The following is a 17,947-nucleotide window of genomic DNA, read 5'->3' as shown; positions in this document are numbered from 1 at the left end:
GGTCCGAGAGCTCGCCCGCGGGACTACCTGGCGTCGGTCGCGGGCCCGGCGACGGCTCCCACGAGCGCGGCACCGTCGTCGTCGGCGGTCGTCCCAGTCGAACCGGTCGTGCCGTCCTCGACGGCGGGACCGTCCGTCGTCGTTGACGCCGAGTCCCGGCCGGCGCGAATCGTGAACGACATCGCGACGGCAACCAGCCCCGCGACGATGCCGACGACGAACGCGGCCCGCGTGCCGAGCGCCTGGGTGTCGCCCGCGCTCGCACCGGCGTCGGCCAGGCCGATCCCGATGGTCATGACGGCGACGAACACGCCGGTCCCGACCGCGCCCGAGAGCTGCTGGACGGTGTTGACGATCGCGGACCCGTGACCGTAGAGGTCGCGCGGGAGGGAGCCGAGCGAGACGGTCATCAGAGGCGTCATCAGGCACGCCATGCCGACGCAGAAGACGACGTGCGCCGCGACGACGACCGTCAGCGAGGTGTCGACGCCGATCGTGCTCAGCCACGCCTGGCCACCGAGCAGGAGGAACGCGCCCGGGATGACGAGGGGGCGAGGGCCGTGCGCGTCGAAGATCCGCCCTGCGAGGGGGGAGATGACGCCCTGGACCAGCCCGCCGGGCAGGAGCAGCAGGCCGGTGGTGAGGGCGTCGACGCCCATGGCACCCACGAGGTGGAGCGGCAGGACGATGACGGTGCCGAGCATCGTGGCCATGCAGAGCCCGATGATGATCGTCGACCGGCGGAAGACGCCGACGGACAGGGGCGCGATGTCGAGCAGAGGGGCGCCCGAGGTCCGGGCGAGGCCGAGCTGCCGGCGTACGAACAGGAGGAGGCCGGCGGCCCCGACGACGAGGGCGATCGCGGGCACGACGTCGCCGTCGACGAGCGCGCCGAGGGTGCTGAGCGCGTAGACGATGCCGCCGAACGCGACGGCGGAGAGCAGGACGGAGGCGAGGTCGAACGGGGGCCGGCGGGTGGCGCCGTCGGTGTGAAGGACGATCAGGCTGGCGACGAGGAGGACCGCGGCGATCGGGATCATGCCGAGGAACAGCCAGCGCCAGCCGAACGACTCGACGACGAACCCGGAGATGGTCGGGCCGAGCGCCGGGGCCGCCGAGATCACCACCGCGTTGAGGCCCATGACGGTGCCGCGGTGCCGGGCGGGGACCGTGGACAGGGTGGTGGCCATCAGCTGCGGCAGGATGATCGCCGTCCCGCCGGCCTGGAGCACGCGTCCGGCGAGGAGGAGCCCGAACGACGGTGCGACCGCCGCGGTGACGGTGCCGAGGAGGAACACGGCGAGCGCCGCCCCGAACAGGGCGCGCGTGGTGAACCGCCGGAGCAGGTACCCGGTGGTGGGGATGACGATCGCCATCGTCAGGAGGAACCCGGTGGTCAGCCACTGGCCGACCGCCGCGGAGACGTGCAGGTCCCCCATGACGGCGGGGAGGGCAACGCTGAGGGCGGTCTCGTTGAGCATCGCGACCAGCGCCGCGAGGACGAGGACCGCGAGCACCGCGACGACGCGTCCGGTCACGCGCTCCGGCTCGAGGTCGTGGGCGTGGTGCTGGGCGTGGTCGTGGGCGTCCGAGCGGGGCTCGGCAGGGTCGTGCGTGCGCATGGCAGGTCCTTCACGGTGTCGTCGAAACAGGGTTCGACGCCACGCCGCGCCATGCCCAGGAAGAGTGGCACGGACGAAGGTCCCGAGGTAATAGTGCCCTCAGTCACATCATGAGGTGGGCGGGCGGACGTGTCCGCGCAGGTGGATGCGACGGTCCGGTCTGGTCGGCGCCGAGGTCCGGGCTCCGCCTCACACCTCCCGGCGCGGATTCCGGACCGGTCACCGGCCGGCGGTCTCGGCCGGGTCGCAGCGTCACACGGAGGGTCCCGAGAGCGCGGCGAGCGCGACGTCCGAGTCGGCGAGCGCCGCCCGGTCGTGGGTCGAGGAGAACGCGACGATCTCGCTCGCTCCCGTGCGCTCGACCAGCGCCCGGAGCTGGGCGGCCACCTCGGCCTGGGTCCCGTGGATCCCCTGGTCGAGGTGCCGCTGCACGGCCCCCTCCTGCTTCTCGGTCAAGCGCGCGTGCGGGGCCGTGCGCAGCGGCGGGAACGCGCCGCGGGCGGTCGACTCGACCATCGCCCACGCCTCGGGCAGGGCGAGCTCGCGGGCCCGCTCCGTCGTCTCCGCGACGAGCACGTCGATGCTGACGAGCACCCGAGGTTCGGGGTTGTCCGGCGTCGGGCGGAAGTCGTTGCGGTAGCCCTCGATCTCGGAGAGGTCGCCCCACAGGACAGGGCCCCCGACGACGACGGGCAGCCCTCGTTCGGCCGCCACCGCGAGGCCCGACCTGGTCGCGAGGACGTACACGGGGGGGCGCCTGGACGTCGCGGGGCATGGCGGTGACGGGTCCGTCGTCGTCGAGGTAGGCGGACAGCTCGGCGAGGTCCCGGGCGAGGTCGCCGGTCGCGTACTCGTCGACCCCGAGGGCGTGCCGCACCGGCGCCGTGAAGCCGAGGGAGCGGCCGATGCCGAGGTCGATCCGGTCCGGGTGGAGCGCCTCGAGCATCCGCGCCTGCTCGGCCACGACGATCGGGCGGTGGTTGGGCAGCATGACACCGGCCGAGCCGACCCGGATGCGTTCCGTGCGCGCGGCGATCGCGGCCATGAGCAGCATCGGGGCGCCGCTCGCGATGCCGGGGACGGCGTGGTGCTCGGCGACCCACACGCGGGGCAGGCCGAGGCGTTCCGCGCGGACGGCGCGCTCGATCGTGGTGGCGAGGGCGTCGCCGGCCGGCTCGCCGTCGCGGGTGCGGGAGCGGTCGAGCAGGGAGATCGGGACCGGGAGCGGGGCGGGCGTGGCGTCGTGAGCTGCGGGCAGGGCGGCCATGGTGCTCCCGACGGTATCCGTACCGGCGCGCAATGCCGAGGGCGATCTCCAGGTCCTCCGCACCAGCGCGACTCGGCAGCGCGACGAATCCGCGCGCCGGCCCGCGTACCTACCGATGAGGCCGTCGACCGACGGCCCGGCACCGATGGGAGAGACGGATGACCGACACCTACGACCTGCTCGTCACCGAACGCACCCGCCTGACGGAGCTGCTCGCCGGGCTGTCCCCCGAGCAGTGGCGCGCACAGAGCCTGTGCGAGAACTGGTCCGTGCGCGAGGTGGTGGCCCACATGACCGCGCACCTCATCCACCCCGACGAGGAGTACGGGTCGGCCGAGATCACGTCGATCGCGGACATGAACGCCATGCTCGACGACTGGGCGCGGTCCGACGCCGCCGCCCGGACCGACGCCGAGCTCCTCGAGCTCTACCGCTCCGGCATCGAGAGCCGCTGGGCCCCTGAGGGCGGCGGCCTCGAGGGCGCCCTGTCGCACGACGTCATCCACGGCCTCGACATCACCGTGCCGCTCGGGCTGCCCGGACCTGCCACGGACGCGGTCGAGCGGGCGATCTCCGGCGGCGGGCCCGAGAACTGGGGGTTCTTCGGCGTCGACCTCGCCGGGTACCGGCTCGTCGCGACGGACGCCGACGTGAGCGTCGGCGACGGCGAGCGCCTCGTCGAGCGCCCCGTCACCGAGGTGCTCAGGATCCTCACCGCCCGACGGCCCTTCCCCGCGCGGAACGGCGCCGCGTAACGTCGTGGGAGTGGTGACGACCGACGCGAGCCCCGGCCCGGCCGCCGTGAGCGAGGAGGACCTCGACGGCCTCCGCAGAGGTCTGACCGGCTTCTGCTACCGGATGCTGGGGGACGCGCACGAGGCGGAGGACGCGGCCCAGGAGACGCTCGTGCGCCTGTGGCAGGCGGCCGACCGGTTCGATCCCGCCCGCGGGTCGCTGCGCACGTGGGCCTACGCGGCGGCCTCGCGGGTGTGCATCGACCTCCACCGCCGCGTCCAGCGGCGCGCACTGCCGATGGACCTCACGGGGCCGGCCCGGCCGGGCACCGCGATCGGCGAGCCGGAGCCCGAGCGCTGGGTGACGCCGGTCGCCGACGACCGCGCCGTCGATCCCGCCGAGACCGCGGTCGGGCGCGAGAGCCTGCGGATCGCCCTCGTCGTGGCGCTGCAGCGGCTGTCGGCCCAGCAGCGCGCGGTGCTCCTGCTCCGCGACGTGTACGGCCTGAGCGCGCGGCAGACGGCGGAGGCGCTCGGGCTCGGCGAGTCCGCCACCCACAGCACCCTGCAGCGTGCACGGCGGGCGCTCGATCCCGGTGACCGGGGTGACGCGCTCGTCGACGGGGCGCCCGTCGACACCGACCTCCTCGAGCGCTACCGGGTGGCGTTCGAGGCGCACGACGTCGACCTCATGCGTGCGCTCCTCCACGAGGACGTGCGCAACTCGATGCCGCCGTTCTCGTGGTGGCTCGACGGCCGGGAGGACGTCCTCGAGGCGTTCGCGCAACCGGGCGGCTGCCAGGGCCACCGGCTCGTCCCGTTCGCCGCGAGCGGCACGACGATGTTCGGCCAGTACCGCCCCGAGGGCGCCGTCTGGGTCCCGTTCGCCGTGCTCGGCGTGGAGGCAGAGGGCGGCCGCGTGCGGCGCACCATCACCTGGCTCGACGCCGCCGGCCGGTTCGCCGAGCTCGGCCTGCCGGAGCGGCTCGGCTCGACGGAGTAGGTGCGCCGGCTCCTGGCAGCCGGCCGTCACCCCTCGGTCAGCGCGTTGTCGATCGCCTCAAGATGAACTCGGGCGTCCGTCAGGACTTCGGAGATGCTGCGCCGCCCGCGCGCGCTCACAGCGCTACCGCCTCGTCGAGGATGCGCTGCCTCATGGACTCCCGCAGAGCGGTGTCGGGGACCAGATCGACCGGATGCCCGACCAGTACGGAGATCTCGTCCTCCAACGCACTGAGCTCCATCAGACTGAGTGGTCGATCCGGACTGAACAGCAGATCGATGTCCGAGCCGTCGACATCGGACTCCCGGGCGACCGAGCCGAAGACCCGGACGTTGCTCCCTCCGGCATTCGCTACCGCCTGACGCACGTCGTCCCTCGCCGCCCGCAGTCTCAGACCCAGTGGTGTGGAGGCGTGGAACCGCAGCAGCCGAGAGACCTCTGGCTGGCTCCGGCCGATCTCGCGCGCGATGGCCCGCTGCGACATCCCCCGCGCGGCAGCGCGGCGAACCCCGTCGACGAGCTCACGACGAGCTCGAGCGACAGTCTCGTCACTGGCTCTCGCCAGCTCCGCAAGGTCACCCATGTGATGACGATAGCATCTCCTATCACCCTGACCAGGGTCATGCACAACCCCCGCGTCGACCAGCTCCAGCCACCAGTTCCGGCATATTTCCGTCGACCCGGCACGCGCGGTCCGCTGTGATCTCCCCATGGCGATGGAGCTGAGCACCCCGACCGTGGCCGAGCTGCCCGACATCGTCGAGGCGATGCGCCCCTGGCAGCTGGACGACGCCCCGATCCAGCTGCACCCCGGCGACGTCGCCTGGCACTGGCGGCTCGGCGCGGAGACCGTGGCCGCCGCGCTCCGTACCTGGCGGCTGGACGGCCGGCTCGTCGCCGTCGGGTTCCTCGACGGACCCGGGCTCGTGCGCACGGGGGTCGACCCCGAGCACGCCGGGGACGAGGGGCTCGCCAGAACCATCGCCGACGACGTCGCCGACCCCGCCCGTGGGCTCCTCGCCGAGGGCGCGGCCGCCGTCGAGGTGACGGCCGGCACGGCGCTCTCGGACGCGCTGCTCCGCGACGGGTGGCGCGAGGGTCCGGCGTGGGCGGCCCTGCGCCGCGACCTCACGGACCCCGTCGAGGACCCCGGGATCGCGATCGAGGTGGTAGGTCCGGGGACCGCGGCGGAGCGGGTCGAGCTCCAGCGCGCGTCGTTCGACGTCTCGAGGTTCACGCTCGACCAGTGGCACACGCTCGCGGCGTCCCCGCCGTACGCCGACGCCGCGTGCCTGCTGGCCCGCGACGCAGACGGGACTGCCGTCGCTGCGGCCAGCGTGTGGTCGGCCGGACCGGGCCGACCCGGGCTCATCGAGCCGCTCGGTGCCCATCGGAACCACCGCGGCCGCGGGTACGGACGCGCGATCACGCTCGCGTGCGCCGCCCACCTACGGGAGTTGGGCGCCTCGTCCGTGCTCGTCAAGACGGAGGGGCACAACGCCGCCGGCGTCGGCGCCTACCGCTCGGCCGGGCTCACGCTCGACCCGCCGGCCCCGGACCTCGTTCGGGGGTAGTTCGGCCCACCAGGTGTGGCGCCGGCACCGGGCCCCTCGCTCCGGTCACCGCCGGCGAGCGCAGCTCCGGTGGCGACCGGCCGATCAGCTCCGGCTCTCCACCGGATCGCTGACGTGCGTCTCGAGCCAACTCTTCAACGGTGCCGCGCCTCGCCAGACGGTGCGGATCGCGTCGAGCGTCTCAGGCGTGTGCATCCAGTCGTCTTTCGCCCATTCCTGGACGACGGCGGCACCCTTCCATCTCAGGTGCTGGATGCGGGGATGATCTGCGCTGTAGCCCTTCGGGGCTGTCCTCAACGGTTCCTCGGCGCCGTGCGAGACCGGGAGCGACCGTGCCTCGAGGGTGCGCGTCAGCTGCTCGAACTCGCTGCCGCTCGCGTCGTCGTCGATCGCGGCGCGGTATCGGCGGAGCTGCGCGGGTGACATGAGCATGGCGCCGTACCCGGCGACGATGCCCGTGGCGGAGGCCTCGAGGTAGTAGCCGATCCCGCGGGCCGCACGAGACACGCTGGTCGCCCCCGTCCAGAGCTTGTAGGGCGATCTGTCGGCGGAGAATCTCAGGTCCCGGTTCGGTCGGAACATGCGCAGCGTCCCGAACTCGTCGGAGAGCTCGGCGAGCAGCGCCCGCACCGGCGCGCGGACGTCCTCCTCCCACCGCCGCTTGTTCGCCTGCCAGAACGTCTTCGTGTTGTCGGCCGCCAGGTCCTCGAAGAACTGGAACAGGCCCGGCGGGAGACCGTGGAACGCGCTCATCCTCCGCCACCCGTGACCCGGCGGTTGTGCTCCAGGGCGATCTCGACCCAGGTGTCGAGCGCGTCGTCGCCGTCGACGACGTCGGAGGAGACCTCGATCCATCCCGGACCCATGTCGCGGCCCGGCCCCATCTCCGCCTGGGCCGCTCCCGGCCTGTCGAGCAGCTCGTCGTGCCGGTCCTTGTCGACCCGGACGAGGAGGCCGCCGTCCTTGAGGGCGCTGACGATCATCTTCTCGTTGACCATCACGGACCTGCCGCCGAACATCGACACCTCGCGCACCGCGGACTGGTCGGTCAGACGTGCGCGGAGGCGCTCGACGAGGACGGTCTGCTCGGGAGTCATGGCGTGCTCCTGTTGTCGTGCCGTCGGGGCGGCGGTGGAGAGGGTCAGGTCGGGAGTGGCTGCCAGTGATCGGGTCCGGCGTCACCACCGGCCCCGACCGTGGCGAGTCGAGGGAGGAAGTTCGCCCATCCGTCGGCGTGGCCGCGCACCTCGGTGTCCGGCAGGTCGGAGTGGCGCAGGTCGACACGGGTTCCGGCGGCGGTCCGGGTGAGACGGAACTCGACGGTCGAGGCTCCCGCGGGCAGGTCGTCGCTGCCGACGAATCCCCACGACACCACCACCCGGTTCGGGCGCTCGACGTGCAGGAAGTCGCCCCGCACGGGATGTCCGGCGATGTCGACGGCGAACCGCCCGCCGGGCGTGGGGTCGATATCGGCGTGCCGGCCCATCCAGGCCGTGAGGCCGTCGTTGGTGGTCAGGTACTCGAACACCGTCTCCGGTGCGGCGGCGATGTCGATGGAGTCCCGGAACTCAGCCATGAACCGTCCCCTCGTTCGACTCGATGACGGCCTTGAGGTCGGCCAGCCGCCTCGGCCAGAAGTCGTCGAGGTAGGAGCGCACGGCAGCGAGCCCGTCGGTGTCGACCGCGAACAGGTGACGGGTTCCCTCGCGAACGCCGACGGCGAGGCCCGCCCTGCGGAGCACGCCGAGGTGGTGCGAGGTCGTCTGCTGCGAGAGGCCGACCTCCTCGGCGATCGCCCCGACCGGCCGCGGGGCGGTCCGGATCACCCGCAGAATCTCCCGCCGGTTCCCGTCGGCGAGCGCGCGCAGCGCCAGGTCCAGGCTGTCCGCCGTCGCTGCGCCCATCGCTCGCCTCCCTGATCGACGAACGCCAACGTACCACAAGTGAGTATTTGTACTTATGTCGATCAGTTGAAGCGCCGGCCGGTCTCAGCTGCAGCAGGCGTCGCCGCACGAGTCGCCCTCGTGCTCACCCGTGAGCACCGCGACCGGCGTGGCGCAGCAGGCATCGCCCCGCCATGCCTCGATCCCCTCACGGACGGCGACGACGGCGATGACCAGGGCCGCGACCGAGTCCGCCCAGGCCCAGCCGAGCAGGCTGTTGAGCAGCAGACCCGCGAGCAGCGCGGCCGAGAGGTAGGTGCAGATGAGGGTCTGCTTGGAGTCCGCCACGGCGGAGGCCGAGCCGAGCTCGCGGCCCGTGCGTCGCTCGAACCAGCTGAGGAACGGCATGACGAGCAGGCTGAGCACGGCGATGCCGATGCCGATCGGGGAGTGCTCCGGCTCGCGCCAGCCGGACAACGACAGCAGCGCGTTCACCGTCACATAGGCGGCCAGGGCGAAGAAGGACACGGCGATCACGCGCAGCGCGACCCTCTCCCGCCTGTCCGGATCGGGCGCGGCGAACTGCCAGGCGACCGCCGCCGCCGAGAGCACCTCGACGATCGAGTCGAGGCCGAACCCGATGAGCGCGGCGGACGAGGCGACGCTGCCGGCGATCAGCGCGACGACTGCCTCGACGACGTTCCAGGTGATGGTGACGGCGACGATGATCCTGATGCGTCGCCGCAGCACCGCGGTCCGGTCGGCGGACAGCTCGACGGCGGTCATCGCACCCCCTCCGGGTCGCAGCAGCCGGGCACCGAGCACTCGGCGTCCATGCACGGCTCGCTCTCGTCGACCGCCAGCGTCACGTCCACCAGCGCCGTGAGCGCCGCGCCGATGTGAGGATCGGCGATCTCGTACCGGGTCCGCCGCCCCTCCGGCTCGGCGACGACGATTCCGCAGCCCCGCAGGCAGGCCAGGTGGTTCGACACGTTCGTGCGCGTCAGGTCGAGCTCGCGGGCGAGCACCGCCGGATAGCCGGGCCCCTCGAGGAGGGCGAGCAGGATCCGCGAACGGGTCGGGTCGGCCATCGCTCGGCCGAGCCGGTTCATCACGTCCACACGCGAGGCAATGGTCAGCATGCGCTGACTATACATCGAACGCTGAACGGTTGACCACGCTCGGGACACCCCGTCGGCACCTGGTGCGTCCGACGGAGGCCGCTGCTCGCCGACCTCCGTCGACGCCCGCTAGGCGTTCACCGCGGCCGCCTGCCGGTCGGCCCCCGCGGCCAGCGTGGCCAGCAGCTCGGGCATGACCGCCTGGTTCCAGAAGTAGCCGCAGTAGTGCGCCACCCCGAAGTCCGGCAGGGCCTTGCGCGCCGCGACCATGCGGCGGTCCATCGCCTCGATGCCGTCGTTGCACTCGAGGCCGAGGTAGATCGTCGCGGAGCCGGTCTCGAGGTCCGCGAGCGGGGCGAAGTAGGCCTCGTCGGAGTCGGACATCGCCGGCAGGTGGAAGAACTCGACGACGCCGCCGGACGCGCGCTGGATGGCGTTCGAGAGGCGGACCGGGAGCGCGATGTCGTCCAGCGGCTGCACGGGGAAGCTCGGCGAGGTGCCGCAACAGACGTGGATGCCGATCCGGACCTCCTCGGGCAGCCCGGCGAGGTGGCCCCGGATGTACTCCTCGGACGTGTACTGCGCGAACAGCTCCTCGGCGGGCAGGTCGGGCACCCAGGAGAACAGCTTCGACCACTCGCCGCCGATGTGGATGAGCTCGGTGCAGTAGTCGACCTGGACGCACAGCTCGTCGGCCGGGACCACCTCGAGGATGCGGCGGTACTCCTCCTGGAGGGCCTGCTGCCACGCCTCGACGACGACCGGCCACTCCTCGACGTCGGGGAAGGTGATCGAGACGACGTCGTGCGCGCCGGGGACCGAGACCTGGAAGCGGACACCCTCGGGGATGCGCCCCTCCTCGCGCAGCCGCGTGAACGTGCGGTAGGAGTCGATGGCATCCTTCGCGTAGGGCAGGCGACCGCGCAGGTCGACGGCCTCGCCGGGCCGGATGCGCAGGGTCCTGAACACCGTGTACGCGTGGTCCTCGGACTGGCCGAGATCGGCGTCGACCTCCTCGAAGCACGGGGCCTTCGCGAGCACCTCGTTGTTGACGGCGCCGATCCAGCCGCGCCGCTCGGGGGTGGTCTCGCCGTCGGGCCAGCTCAGCGCGCGGTCCCCCACGGTGTCGGCGATGAGGGTGAAGACGCCCTCCGCACCGTCGGCGGGGATCCCGCCCGAGAACATCACGTTCTGTGCCATCCGGCCTGCTCCTGTCGTCGCGCCTCGTCGGTCGTCGTCGGGGCGCGCGTCGGCACCCCGGTACGGGGACGGACGCTAACGGCCCGACGACGAACCACGCGTGGTCCCGCCCGACGGTCTCGCCCACCGGGACCGGTGAGACGGCGCCGGCCGCACAAGCCGGTTGCCGGGAGAGGTCGTCGAGACCGGTCAGCAGGTGCCGGTCACCGGTCAGGCGGCGAAGGCCGCGACCAGGCGGCGGACCTCGTCGACGTCGCCGTCGACATCCACCTCGTCGAGCGGGACGCCGTCGTAGAGGACGCCCGCCCACGTGGTCGAGTCGCCGGTCACCCGCGCGGGCGCGTCGGTCGCCGGCTCCCGGACGATCGCGAGCTCGTCGTCCCACGTCAGGCGGAACTCGTACGGCCGGGGGGCCTCGATCCGCGCGTCGTGGAGGAGCAGCCCGACCTCGACCGGAGCGGTCGGTGGGGTCGACGGCGCCATGGTGAGCATCGACTGCACGGTGCCGTCGGGGGTCAGTCCGCCGTCGTCGTCCCGGGTGGGCGAGTCCATCGCCCACCGGCCGAGCGCGTTGAGGAGCGGGCGGAGCTCCTGTCCCCACGGCGTCACGCAGTACCCGGTGGCGCGGGTGGGTGCGGGGAGGTCGACGCGCTCGACGAGGCCGGCGTCCTGGAGCGCCCGGAGCCGCGCCGTCAGCACGGCGGGCGTGACGCCGATCAGGCCCTCGGCGAGCTCGACGAACCTCTTGGGCCCGAGCATGAGCTCGCGCAGGATCGGATAGGTCCAGCGGTCGCCGATGAGCTCGACCGCGTGCGCGGTGGCGCACGCGTCCCCGAGCTCGGCATAGCTGCGCTTGATCGGCATGACCTCATCATTCCACATTCGCTATGGACACGGTAGTGATTGCTCTGTTAAACATATCGCCATGGACATCGCCGACAGGGCAGTCGACCGCACCGCGTGGGAGACCGCGCAGGCCGAGCACCTCACCGCCGAGAAGGCGCACACCCGGGCCGGGGACGCGCTGGCCGCCGCGCGCCGCCGGTTGCCGGTCACCCGGGTCGGGCCGGTCCGGCTCGTCGGCGCCACCGGCGAGGTCCCGCTCGTCGACCTGCTCGAGGGACGCCGCCAGCTCGTCACCTACTCGTTCATGTGGCACCACGGCCGGCCGCACCACGGACAGTGCGAGGGCTGCACGTTCTCGATGAGCCAGGTCTCCGAGGCCACCCAGGCCTACCTCGCCGAGCGCGACGTGGCGTTCGCGGTCCTCAGCGAGGGGACGTGGGCCGAGCTGGCCGCCTACCGCGACTTCATGGGCTGGACGATGCCCTGGTACTCGGTCGAGCACGCACTGGACGAGCCCGCCGTGGCCGGCGGCGGGCAGCTGCGCTCCTTCGTCCGCGACGGCGAGGACGTCTACCTCGCGTTCGAGACCGTGGCGCGCGGGACGGAGCCGTTCGACATGGCGAACCTGCTCCTCGACCGGACACTCCTCGGGCGGCAGGAGGAGTGGGAGGACTCCCCCGCCGGCTGGCCGCAGACCCCGGCCGGCGGGTGGTGGCGCCGCGACGGCCGCCCCGTGGCCCAGTGGCTGCGCACCGACGAGCCCGTCGCGCACGCGACCGCCTGCCACTGACCCAGCACGAACGACCATCGACCGAGACCGGACCACCCACCGGGACCCGACCGCGCGACCCCTACGGACCGATCGACCGGTACGACCCGCACGAACACCAGCTGCACGACCGACGACCGCACGAGACACACCGACGACGAAGGAGCCATCGTGACCACCTCGAGCACCACCACGTCCGCGACCACCACCCACGGAACCGTCACCTCGGCCGACGGGACGACGCTCGCCTGGAGCCGCACAGGATCCGGCCCGGACCTCGTCATGGTCCACTGCGTGGCCACCTCCCGCACCGCCACGCCGCAGCCCGACCTGCCCGGCGCCCTCGCCGAGCACTTCACCGTGTGGACCTACGACCGGCGCGGCACGGGCGAGAGCGGCACCACCGAGCCCTACGCCGTCGAGCGCGAGTTCGAGGACCTCGCGGCGATCGTCGCGTTGGCCGAGGGCCGGCCCGTCACCGCCTACGGCTTCTCCTCGGGCGCCACCCTCCTGCTCCTGGCCGCCGAGGCCGGGGCTCCCGTGGCCCGCCTCGCCCTGCTCGAGCCGCCGCTCATGCCCGCCGACCCCGAGCACGCGGCGCGGGCCGAGGCTCAGCGCCTCATCGACGAGGACCTCGAGGCGGCCCACCGGTGGTTCAACGTCGAGGTGGTCGGGGTGCCCGCGGAGGTCCTTGCCGAGCTGCCGCCCCTGAGCACGCAGGACCTCGAGAACACCCGCACGATCGTCCACGAGCTCACCTTCCTCCCCGGCACGTCCGCGGCGCGGTTCGCCTCGATCACCACGCCCACGCTCGTCATCGCCTCGGAGGCGACGGACCCGGGCATGCTCGACGGTGTGCGCGAGCTCGCCGACGCCGTCCCGTCCGCGACCGCCGCGGTCCTGCCCGGCGAGTGGCACGGGGTCGACGACGCGACCCTCACGGACGCGATCCACGGGTTCGTCTCCGGCAAATGAGCGCGGCGGGGCCGGGGGCGGCGGGACACGGCTAGATTGACGGCGGAACCACGTCGACGTCGTCTCCCCCGGCCCGATCGGAGCACCCCGTGCGCCACCCAGCCCACCCGTCCACGCCCACCCGATCGCGGCGTCCGCTCGCGCACCGGCTGGTCGCCGTCCTCGGCTCCGCCCTCCTCGGCGTCACAGCGCTCGGCCTGCCCGCGGGCGCCGCGCCGGTGCCGGACGGGGAGGAGGCCGACGACGACGCGCCACCCGTCGTCGTGCCCGGGTCCGCCGCGACCGACACCGGCGCCGCACCGGACCAGGGCGGCACGATCGGGTCGGTCGGCAGCTCGCCGACGTTCCACCTCTCGAACTCCCCCACCGGGGCCTCGCCGCGGCAGGTGATCTTCGGGCGGACCGGGGACGAGGTGTTCATCGCCGACACGGACGGCAACGGGACGGACGAGATGATCGTCCGTCGCGGGGCCGAGTTCCACGTGTCGGGCTCCGGCGGGTCCGCCGTGACCACCCACCGGTTCGTCTACGGGCGGGCCGGGGACGAGGTCTTCTTCGGCGACTGGGACGGCGACGGGGTCGACACGCCCGCGGTGCGGCGCGGCAACACGTTCCTCGTGCGCAACGAGAACTCGGCGGGGTTCGCGACGTCGTCGTTCGACTACGGCCGGGTGGGCGACGAGGTGCACGTGGGCGACTACGACGCCGACGGGCTCGACACGATCGCCATCCGCCGCGGCATCCAGATCCACGTCCGCAACACCCTGACCAGCGGACCCGCGAGCGTCCAGTGGCCCTACGGGCGGGCGACCGACAGCGTCCTCGTGGGCGACACGGACGGCGACGGCACGGACACGTTCCACGTGCGGCGGGGCAGCACGGTCTACGTGAGCGACTCCCACGGCGAGACCACCGCCGACCGGACGTTCACCTTCGCCGCCGCCTACGACGTGGCGATCCTCGGCGACTGGGACGGGAACGGCACCGACACCATCGGGGCGCGCGCGGCGGACCGGTCGAGCTGGGGCCGCTGCGCGCCGCTCTCCCTCGGGCAGTCCCGGTACGACACCGGGCTCACCGATCGCGTGTCGATGGCAGTCGCGGAGAACTGGTCGACCTCGTGGGCCACGTTCACCGTGTGCGAGCGGGTCCCCGGGTCCGAGGCCTACCGGGAGCGGTGGTCGACCTCCGCCCGGATCGGCGCCAACGGCACCGCGCGGCCCGGGCAGCCGGCCGCCTGGCACACCTACCGCACGCCGACCGGCGCGTACTCCGTGACCGAGTCCTTCGGCCTCTACGACCCGGGGACGGCGCTCGACCACCGGATCCTCACGCCGTACTCGCGCTGGGGCGGGACGCCCGGGCGGAACTACAACCAGTACTACGACGCGTCCTCGCCGAGCATGGCCAACACGATGCCCGACGAGAACATGTGGCGCCTCGCCCACACCCGCGGCGGCGACTACCGTCAGGGCGCGGTCATCAACTACAACCGGCCGCCGGACAGCCCGATCCGGGAGGGCATGGGCTACGCGATCTTCCTCCACGCCAACCCGGTGGCCACGGCCGGGTGCATCGCGATCCCCGAGCACCTCGTCTCGCGCTACCTGCGCGAGACGCAGCCCGGCGACACGATGCTCCTGGGTGTGCGCGACCACCTGTTCGGCTAGTCGGCGCCGCACCGGTCGGCGCCGGGACGTCGCTCCGACCCGCACCCGGGCCGGGTCTCCTCACCTACACGGCGGTCGACACGACCGTGAGGTCGTCGTGGCGCTTCTCCCCCGGCGCGACGTCGGTGCGGGCGGTCTCGGCGGCCCGGACGGCATCACGGAGCTCGGTCAGGCGTCCGGCCGCACACTCGCGCGCGAACTCCTCGAGGGTGTGCGTGCCGACCTCGAGGAAGGACCGGGTCGCGCCGTCCGAGGCCGCAACGAGGTGGCGGACCTCCGCGCGGCGCACGGTGGTGACGAGCGCGCGGTGCGCGACGTCCGGGTCGTGGCTCGCCACCCAGTAGCCGCCGGGCGTGTTGAGCAGGTCGGCCGCGCGGGGGATCGGGGCCGGCGTTCCGCCCGCGGCGGCGACCCTCGCTGCCTCCTCGCGGTCGGCGGCGAGGCGGTGCACGAGCTGGTCGAGACGGTCGTCGGTGAGGTGGAGCGGGCCGTCCTCACGCACGACGACGATCGAGGAGTCGCACAGGACGAGGCACTCGACGTCGTCGTCCCCGATGCGCCACGCGACCACGGTCGCGCTGGGTGATCCGGACGCGAGGTCGCACGTCGTCGCATGCCGGTCGCGGACGTCGGCGAGCGCCGCCTCGAGGGAGTCGGTCATCGAGGAGTCCCCGCGCTCGAGGATCGAGCCGAACGCCTCCGCGAGCGCGTGGGAGAACCAGGCGACGGTGTGCTCGCAGCCGGCGCGGAACTCCTTCGGGAGTCCCGCCCCGTCGGCCACGACGACGACGCGCTCGCCCACCCAGGACGCGTCCTCGTTCTCGCGGTCGGGGGAGCCGGGGACGGACAGCGCATGGACGGTCGAGGCGTTCGCACCCATGGCGCCAGCGTGGCACGGACGGCGGGGCGCGCGCCGTGCGACGACGGTGGTCGGGGGCGGGTCGATCGTCGTCGTCGGGCGTGGTGTCCTCCGGCGGCGGTCCCCCGGCGCGGACCGGAGGCATGATGTCGGGCAGGAAGGGGGCCGGGACGCCGCGTCGCGGGCGACGGGAGCGGGAGTCCGAGCCCCGGGCGAGTCGACGGAGGACCTGTGCGCGACCTGTTGTTCATCACCCCGACCGAGGCGCTCGCGGTGGCGGTGGCCACCGCGGGGATGTACCTCGCGATGGTTCTGCTCGTGCGGGTCCTCGGGCAGCGGGTGCTGTCGAGCATGTCGAGCTTCGACCTCGTGGCCGTCATCGCGTTCGGGTCGGTCATCGGGCGCGCCGCACTGGGCGAGGCACCCGTGCTGGCCGGGGGGATCGTCGCGCTGCTCACGCTCATCTCGATGCAGGCGCTCGTCGGCCTCGTGCGCCACCTGCGTGGCGGGAACCGGGCGCTCGTGGCGCGGCCCGTGCTGCTCATGGCCGGCTCGCAGGTGATCGACGAGCACATGCGCAAGTGCCACGTGCTGCCCGGGGAGCTGCAGTCCCGGCTCCGGCTCGCCGGTATCAGCCACTACGGGCAGGTGGCGGCGGTGACGTTCGAGCCGACCGGGACCATCAGCGTGCTCCGCCGCGGCGAGCCCGTGGACCCGCTGCTGCTCAGCGGGGTGGTCGGCGCCTCGCTGGTGCCGGCCGAGCTGCTCGCCGAGCACGAGGCCGAGCGGTAGGCGGGCGCCCTGTCGTCACACATTCCGTGTGGCTACACTTGTGGCTATGACTATCGATGATGCGATGGCTCTGCGCGACGTCAAGAACCGCCTGTCCGAGGTTGTCGACCAGGTCGAACGGGAGCACGACCGCGTCGTGATCACGCGGCACGGCAAGCCTGCAGCAGTCGTCATCAGCACCGTTGACCTCGCGTCGCTCGAGGAGACGCTGGAGATCGCGGGCCGTCCGAAGCTCCTCGCCCAGGTTCGGGACAGCCTGGAGGAGATTGCTGCGGGCGAGGCCGAGGTGCTGTCGAAGGACGACATCCTCGCGACGCTTCGGCCCTGATGTCCGAGCAGTACGAGGTGGCGTGGACCCCTTCCGCCCGGCGCGCGCTTCAACGACTGCCGGAGAAGGTGGCGACGGCAGCCATCGAGTTCATCTACGGACCCCTCGCCGTCAATCCTCAGCGGGTCGGCAAGGCGCTGCGCTTCACGCTCGAAGGACTGCACAGCGCCCGCCGCGGTGACTACCGGATCATCTACCGCATCGATGACCGGGTGACGATCACCGCGATCGAGCACCGCTCGGACGTCTATCGCTGACAGGCCCGGTCCCCGTGGAGGCCCGGGGCAGCAGCACCGGCGCGGGGATGGCGCGCGCGCTCACGGCGCCGACGGCGTCGCCGCCGTCCGCGCGGTCGAGCTCCGCGAGCAGCAGGTCGACGGCGACCCGGGAGACGTCGCCGAGGTGGAGGTCCACGGCGGTGAGCGGCGGTCGGGCCGACCGCGCCCGGATGCCGTCGTAGCGGGTGGCGACGAGGAGGTCCTCCCCCACCGTGCGCCCCGCCTCGCCCGCGGCCGCGACGGCACCACTGGCGAAGGCGTCGATCGGCACGCACAACGCGTCGAGGTCCGGGCGCTCGCGCAGGAGCGAGCGCGCGGCCTCGTAGCCGGCCTGCTCGCCGCCCCGTTCGTCGGCGACGGCGATCGCGGGCGAAGCACCCGACGCCTCGGCACGCTCGAGGTAGAGCGAGCGGAAGACCTCCTGGGACTGGCGCCCGCTCGACCCGACGAGGAGGCCGATCGTCCGCGCCCCCCGCTCGGTCAGGTGCGCGAGCAGCAGGTCGGCGACGTCGTGGTGGCGCAGGTCCACCGAGCGGCCGGACCCGGCGCCGTCCAGGTCCTCTCCGATGGTGACGAAGGGGATGTCGCGCTGGGCGAGCTCGGTCGCGAGCGGGTCGTCGGCCGGCGGCTCGAGGAGGATTGCGCCGTCGATGTCGAGGAGGCCGAGCGCGCCCGGGTCCTCCGACGGCGGGACGAGGACGAGGCTGTAGCCCCTCAGGAGGGCGTTCTCGGCGCAGCCGACGGCCAGCTCGGTGAAGAAGCCGAGCCGCGCCGGGCCGGCGGAGACCGCCGTCGGCATCGAGGACAGCAGGGCGATCGCACGGGACCGGCCGGAGCGGAGACGCTGGGCGCGGACGCTGGGCCGGTAGCCGAGCGAGGCCGCGACCTCCTTGACGCGCTCGCGGGTGCCGGCGTGCACCTGGCCGCGGTCGTTGAGCGCGTGCGAGACGGTGGTCCGCGAGACCCCGGCGACGCGAGCGACGTCGGCGATCGTCGGTCGCTTCTGGGCGGGGGAGCTGGTCACGG

21 protein-coding genes and 1 pseudogene are annotated in these 17,947 nt (G+C 73.1%); 9 read left to right on the top strand and 13 right to left on the bottom strand.

Features of this window, described 5'->3' with window-relative positions; genetic code table 11:
* Positions 1-23: 23 nt before the first annotated feature.
* The gene (locus AC24FB_RS07880; protein WP_425713964.1) at positions 24-1,622 is read right to left on the bottom strand and encodes an MDR family MFS transporter; all 1,599 of its coding nucleotides are present in this window, start codon (positions 1,620-1,622) and stop codon (positions 24-26) included.
* Positions 1,623-1,874: 252 nt separating this feature from the next.
* Positions 1,875-2,889: pseudogene (locus AC24FB_RS07875) on the bottom strand (MsnO8 family LLM class oxidoreductase).
* 158 nt (positions 2,890-3,047) lie between these two features.
* Between AC24FB_RS07875 and AC24FB_RS07870 the strand changes: the two are divergent.
* Together AC24FB_RS07870 and AC24FB_RS07865 are read left to right on the top strand one after the other, a co-directional pair.
* Positions 3,048-3,644: a maleylpyruvate isomerase family mycothiol-dependent enzyme gene (locus AC24FB_RS07870; protein ID WP_425713965.1), complete on the top strand. Its 597-nt coding sequence runs from the start codon at positions 3,048-3,050 to the stop codon at positions 3,642-3,644.
* Positions 3,645-3,654: 10 nt separating this feature from the next.
* A complete protein-coding gene (locus AC24FB_RS07865; protein ID WP_425713966.1) occupies positions 3,655-4,626 on the top strand; it encodes an RNA polymerase subunit sigma-70 in 972 nt (323 codons plus the stop codon).
* Positions 4,627-4,741: 115 nt separating this feature from the next.
* Here the strand turns inward: AC24FB_RS07865 and AC24FB_RS07860 are convergent, their stop codons facing one another.
* Positions 4,742-5,209, bottom strand: a complete 468-nt coding sequence (locus AC24FB_RS07860; protein ID WP_425713967.1) for a nucleotidyltransferase family protein — start codon at positions 5,207-5,209, stop codon at positions 4,742-4,744.
* A 127-nt stretch (positions 5,210-5,336) separates the two neighbouring features.
* Between AC24FB_RS07860 and AC24FB_RS07855 the strand changes: the two genes are divergently transcribed.
* A complete protein-coding gene (locus AC24FB_RS07855) occupies positions 5,337-6,200 on the top strand; it encodes a GNAT family N-acetyltransferase (RefSeq protein ID WP_425713968.1) in 864 nt (287 codons plus the stop codon).
* Between the two features lie 84 nt (positions 6,201-6,284).
* On the opposite strand, the gene AC24FB_RS07850 is transcribed toward AC24FB_RS07855, so the two are convergent.
* From AC24FB_RS07850 to AC24FB_RS07815, 8 genes are all read right to left on the bottom strand, one after another.
* Positions 6,285-6,953: a DUF2461 domain-containing protein gene (locus AC24FB_RS07850; RefSeq protein WP_425713969.1), complete on the bottom strand. Its 669-nt coding sequence runs from the start codon at positions 6,951-6,953 to the stop codon at positions 6,285-6,287.
* The gene (locus tag AC24FB_RS07845; protein ID WP_425713970.1) at positions 6,950-7,297 is read right to left on the bottom strand and encodes a TfoX/Sxy family protein; all 348 of its coding nucleotides are present in this window, start codon (positions 7,295-7,297) and stop codon (positions 6,950-6,952) included. The genes AC24FB_RS07850 and AC24FB_RS07845 overlap by 4 nt, the downstream gene beginning before the upstream one ends.
* A gap of 44 nt (positions 7,298-7,341) precedes the next feature.
* Entirely contained in the window at positions 7,342-7,776 is a 435-nt protein-coding gene (locus AC24FB_RS07840; protein ID WP_425713971.1) for an SRPBCC family protein, read from the bottom strand.
* On the bottom strand, positions 7,769-8,104 hold the full coding sequence (locus tag AC24FB_RS07835; RefSeq protein WP_425713972.1) for an ArsR/SmtB family transcription factor: 336 nt from the start codon (positions 8,102-8,104) through the stop codon (positions 7,769-7,771). The genes AC24FB_RS07840 and AC24FB_RS07835 overlap by 8 nt, the downstream gene beginning before the upstream one ends.
* Positions 8,105-8,188: 84 nt before the next feature.
* Positions 8,189-8,869 (bottom strand): cation efflux transmembrane domain-containing protein, encoded by a 681-nt coding sequence (locus tag AC24FB_RS07830; RefSeq protein WP_425713973.1) that lies wholly within the window; start codon positions 8,867-8,869, stop codon positions 8,189-8,191.
* Positions 8,866-9,225: a Cd(II)/Pb(II)-sensing metalloregulatory transcriptional regulator CmtR gene (cmtR, locus tag AC24FB_RS07825; RefSeq protein ID WP_425713974.1), complete on the bottom strand. Its 360-nt coding sequence runs from the start codon at positions 9,223-9,225 to the stop codon at positions 8,866-8,868. Before cmtR ends, AC24FB_RS07830 begins: the two co-directional genes overlap by 4 nt.
* A 108-nt stretch (positions 9,226-9,333) precedes the next feature.
* Positions 9,334-10,404 carry a hypothetical protein gene (locus tag AC24FB_RS07820; protein ID WP_425713975.1) on the bottom strand — a complete coding sequence of 357 codons (1,071 nt, stop codon included), beginning with the start codon at positions 10,402-10,404 and terminating at the stop codon, positions 9,334-9,336.
* Between the two features lie 210 nt (positions 10,405-10,614).
* Positions 10,615-11,268, bottom strand: coding sequence for a winged helix-turn-helix transcriptional regulator (locus AC24FB_RS07815; RefSeq protein ID WP_425713976.1), 654 nt, complete (start codon positions 11,266-11,268; stop codon positions 10,615-10,617).
* Between the two features lie 61 nt (positions 11,269-11,329).
* On the opposite strand from AC24FB_RS07815, the gene AC24FB_RS07810 reads away from it, so the two are divergent.
* The 3 genes from AC24FB_RS07810 to AC24FB_RS07800 all read left to right on the top strand — a co-directional run bounded on the left by AC24FB_RS07810 (position 11,330) and on the right by AC24FB_RS07800 (position 14,664).
* Complete coding sequence (locus AC24FB_RS07810; protein WP_425713977.1) at positions 11,330-12,040, top strand: DUF899 family protein; 711 nt, start codon at positions 11,330-11,332, stop codon at positions 12,038-12,040.
* A gap of 150 nt (positions 12,041-12,190) precedes the next feature.
* Positions 12,191-12,994, top strand: coding sequence for an alpha/beta fold hydrolase (locus AC24FB_RS07805; RefSeq protein WP_425713978.1), 804 nt, complete (start codon positions 12,191-12,193; stop codon positions 12,992-12,994).
* A gap of 89 nt (positions 12,995-13,083) precedes the next feature.
* Positions 13,084-14,664, top strand: a complete 1,581-nt coding sequence (locus AC24FB_RS07800) for a hypothetical protein (RefSeq protein WP_425713979.1) — start codon at positions 13,084-13,086, stop codon at positions 14,662-14,664.
* Positions 14,665-14,728: 64 nt separating this feature from the next.
* Here AC24FB_RS07800 and AC24FB_RS07795 read toward each other — a convergent pair whose 3' ends face one another.
* The gene (locus AC24FB_RS07795; protein ID WP_425713980.1) at positions 14,729-15,544 is read right to left on the bottom strand and encodes a protein phosphatase 2C domain-containing protein; all 816 of its coding nucleotides are present in this window, start codon (positions 15,542-15,544) and stop codon (positions 14,729-14,731) included.
* 210 nt (positions 15,545-15,754) lie between these two features.
* On the opposite strand from AC24FB_RS07795, the gene AC24FB_RS07790 reads away from it, so the two are divergent.
* From AC24FB_RS07790 to AC24FB_RS07780, 3 genes are all read left to right on the top strand, one after another.
* On the top strand, positions 15,755-16,315 hold the full coding sequence (locus AC24FB_RS07790; RefSeq protein WP_425713981.1) for a DUF421 domain-containing protein: 561 nt from the start codon (positions 15,755-15,757) through the stop codon (positions 16,313-16,315).
* A 64-nt stretch (positions 16,316-16,379) separates the two neighbouring features.
* Positions 16,380-16,643: a type II toxin-antitoxin system Phd/YefM family antitoxin gene (locus AC24FB_RS07785; protein ID WP_425713982.1), complete on the top strand. Its 264-nt coding sequence runs from the start codon at positions 16,380-16,382 to the stop codon at positions 16,641-16,643.
* Complete coding sequence (locus tag AC24FB_RS07780) at positions 16,643-16,900, top strand: type II toxin-antitoxin system RelE family toxin (RefSeq protein WP_425713983.1); 258 nt, start codon at positions 16,643-16,645, stop codon at positions 16,898-16,900. The genes AC24FB_RS07785 and AC24FB_RS07780 overlap by 1 nt, the downstream gene beginning before the upstream one ends.
* On the opposite strand, the gene AC24FB_RS07775 is transcribed toward AC24FB_RS07780, so the two are convergent.
* Positions 16,863-17,945 (bottom strand): LacI family DNA-binding transcriptional regulator, encoded by a 1,083-nt coding sequence (locus AC24FB_RS07775; RefSeq protein WP_425713984.1) that lies wholly within the window; start codon positions 17,943-17,945, stop codon positions 16,863-16,865. The genes AC24FB_RS07780 and AC24FB_RS07775 overlap by 38 nt on opposite strands.
* Positions 17,946-17,947: the final 2 nt, after the last annotated feature.

The sequence above is a fragment of the Georgenia sp. Z1344 genome (genome assembly GCF_057652375.1).
The sequence above is the reverse complement of the archived record's forward strand: the minus strand, read 5'-3'. Positions and strand labels throughout refer to the sequence as shown.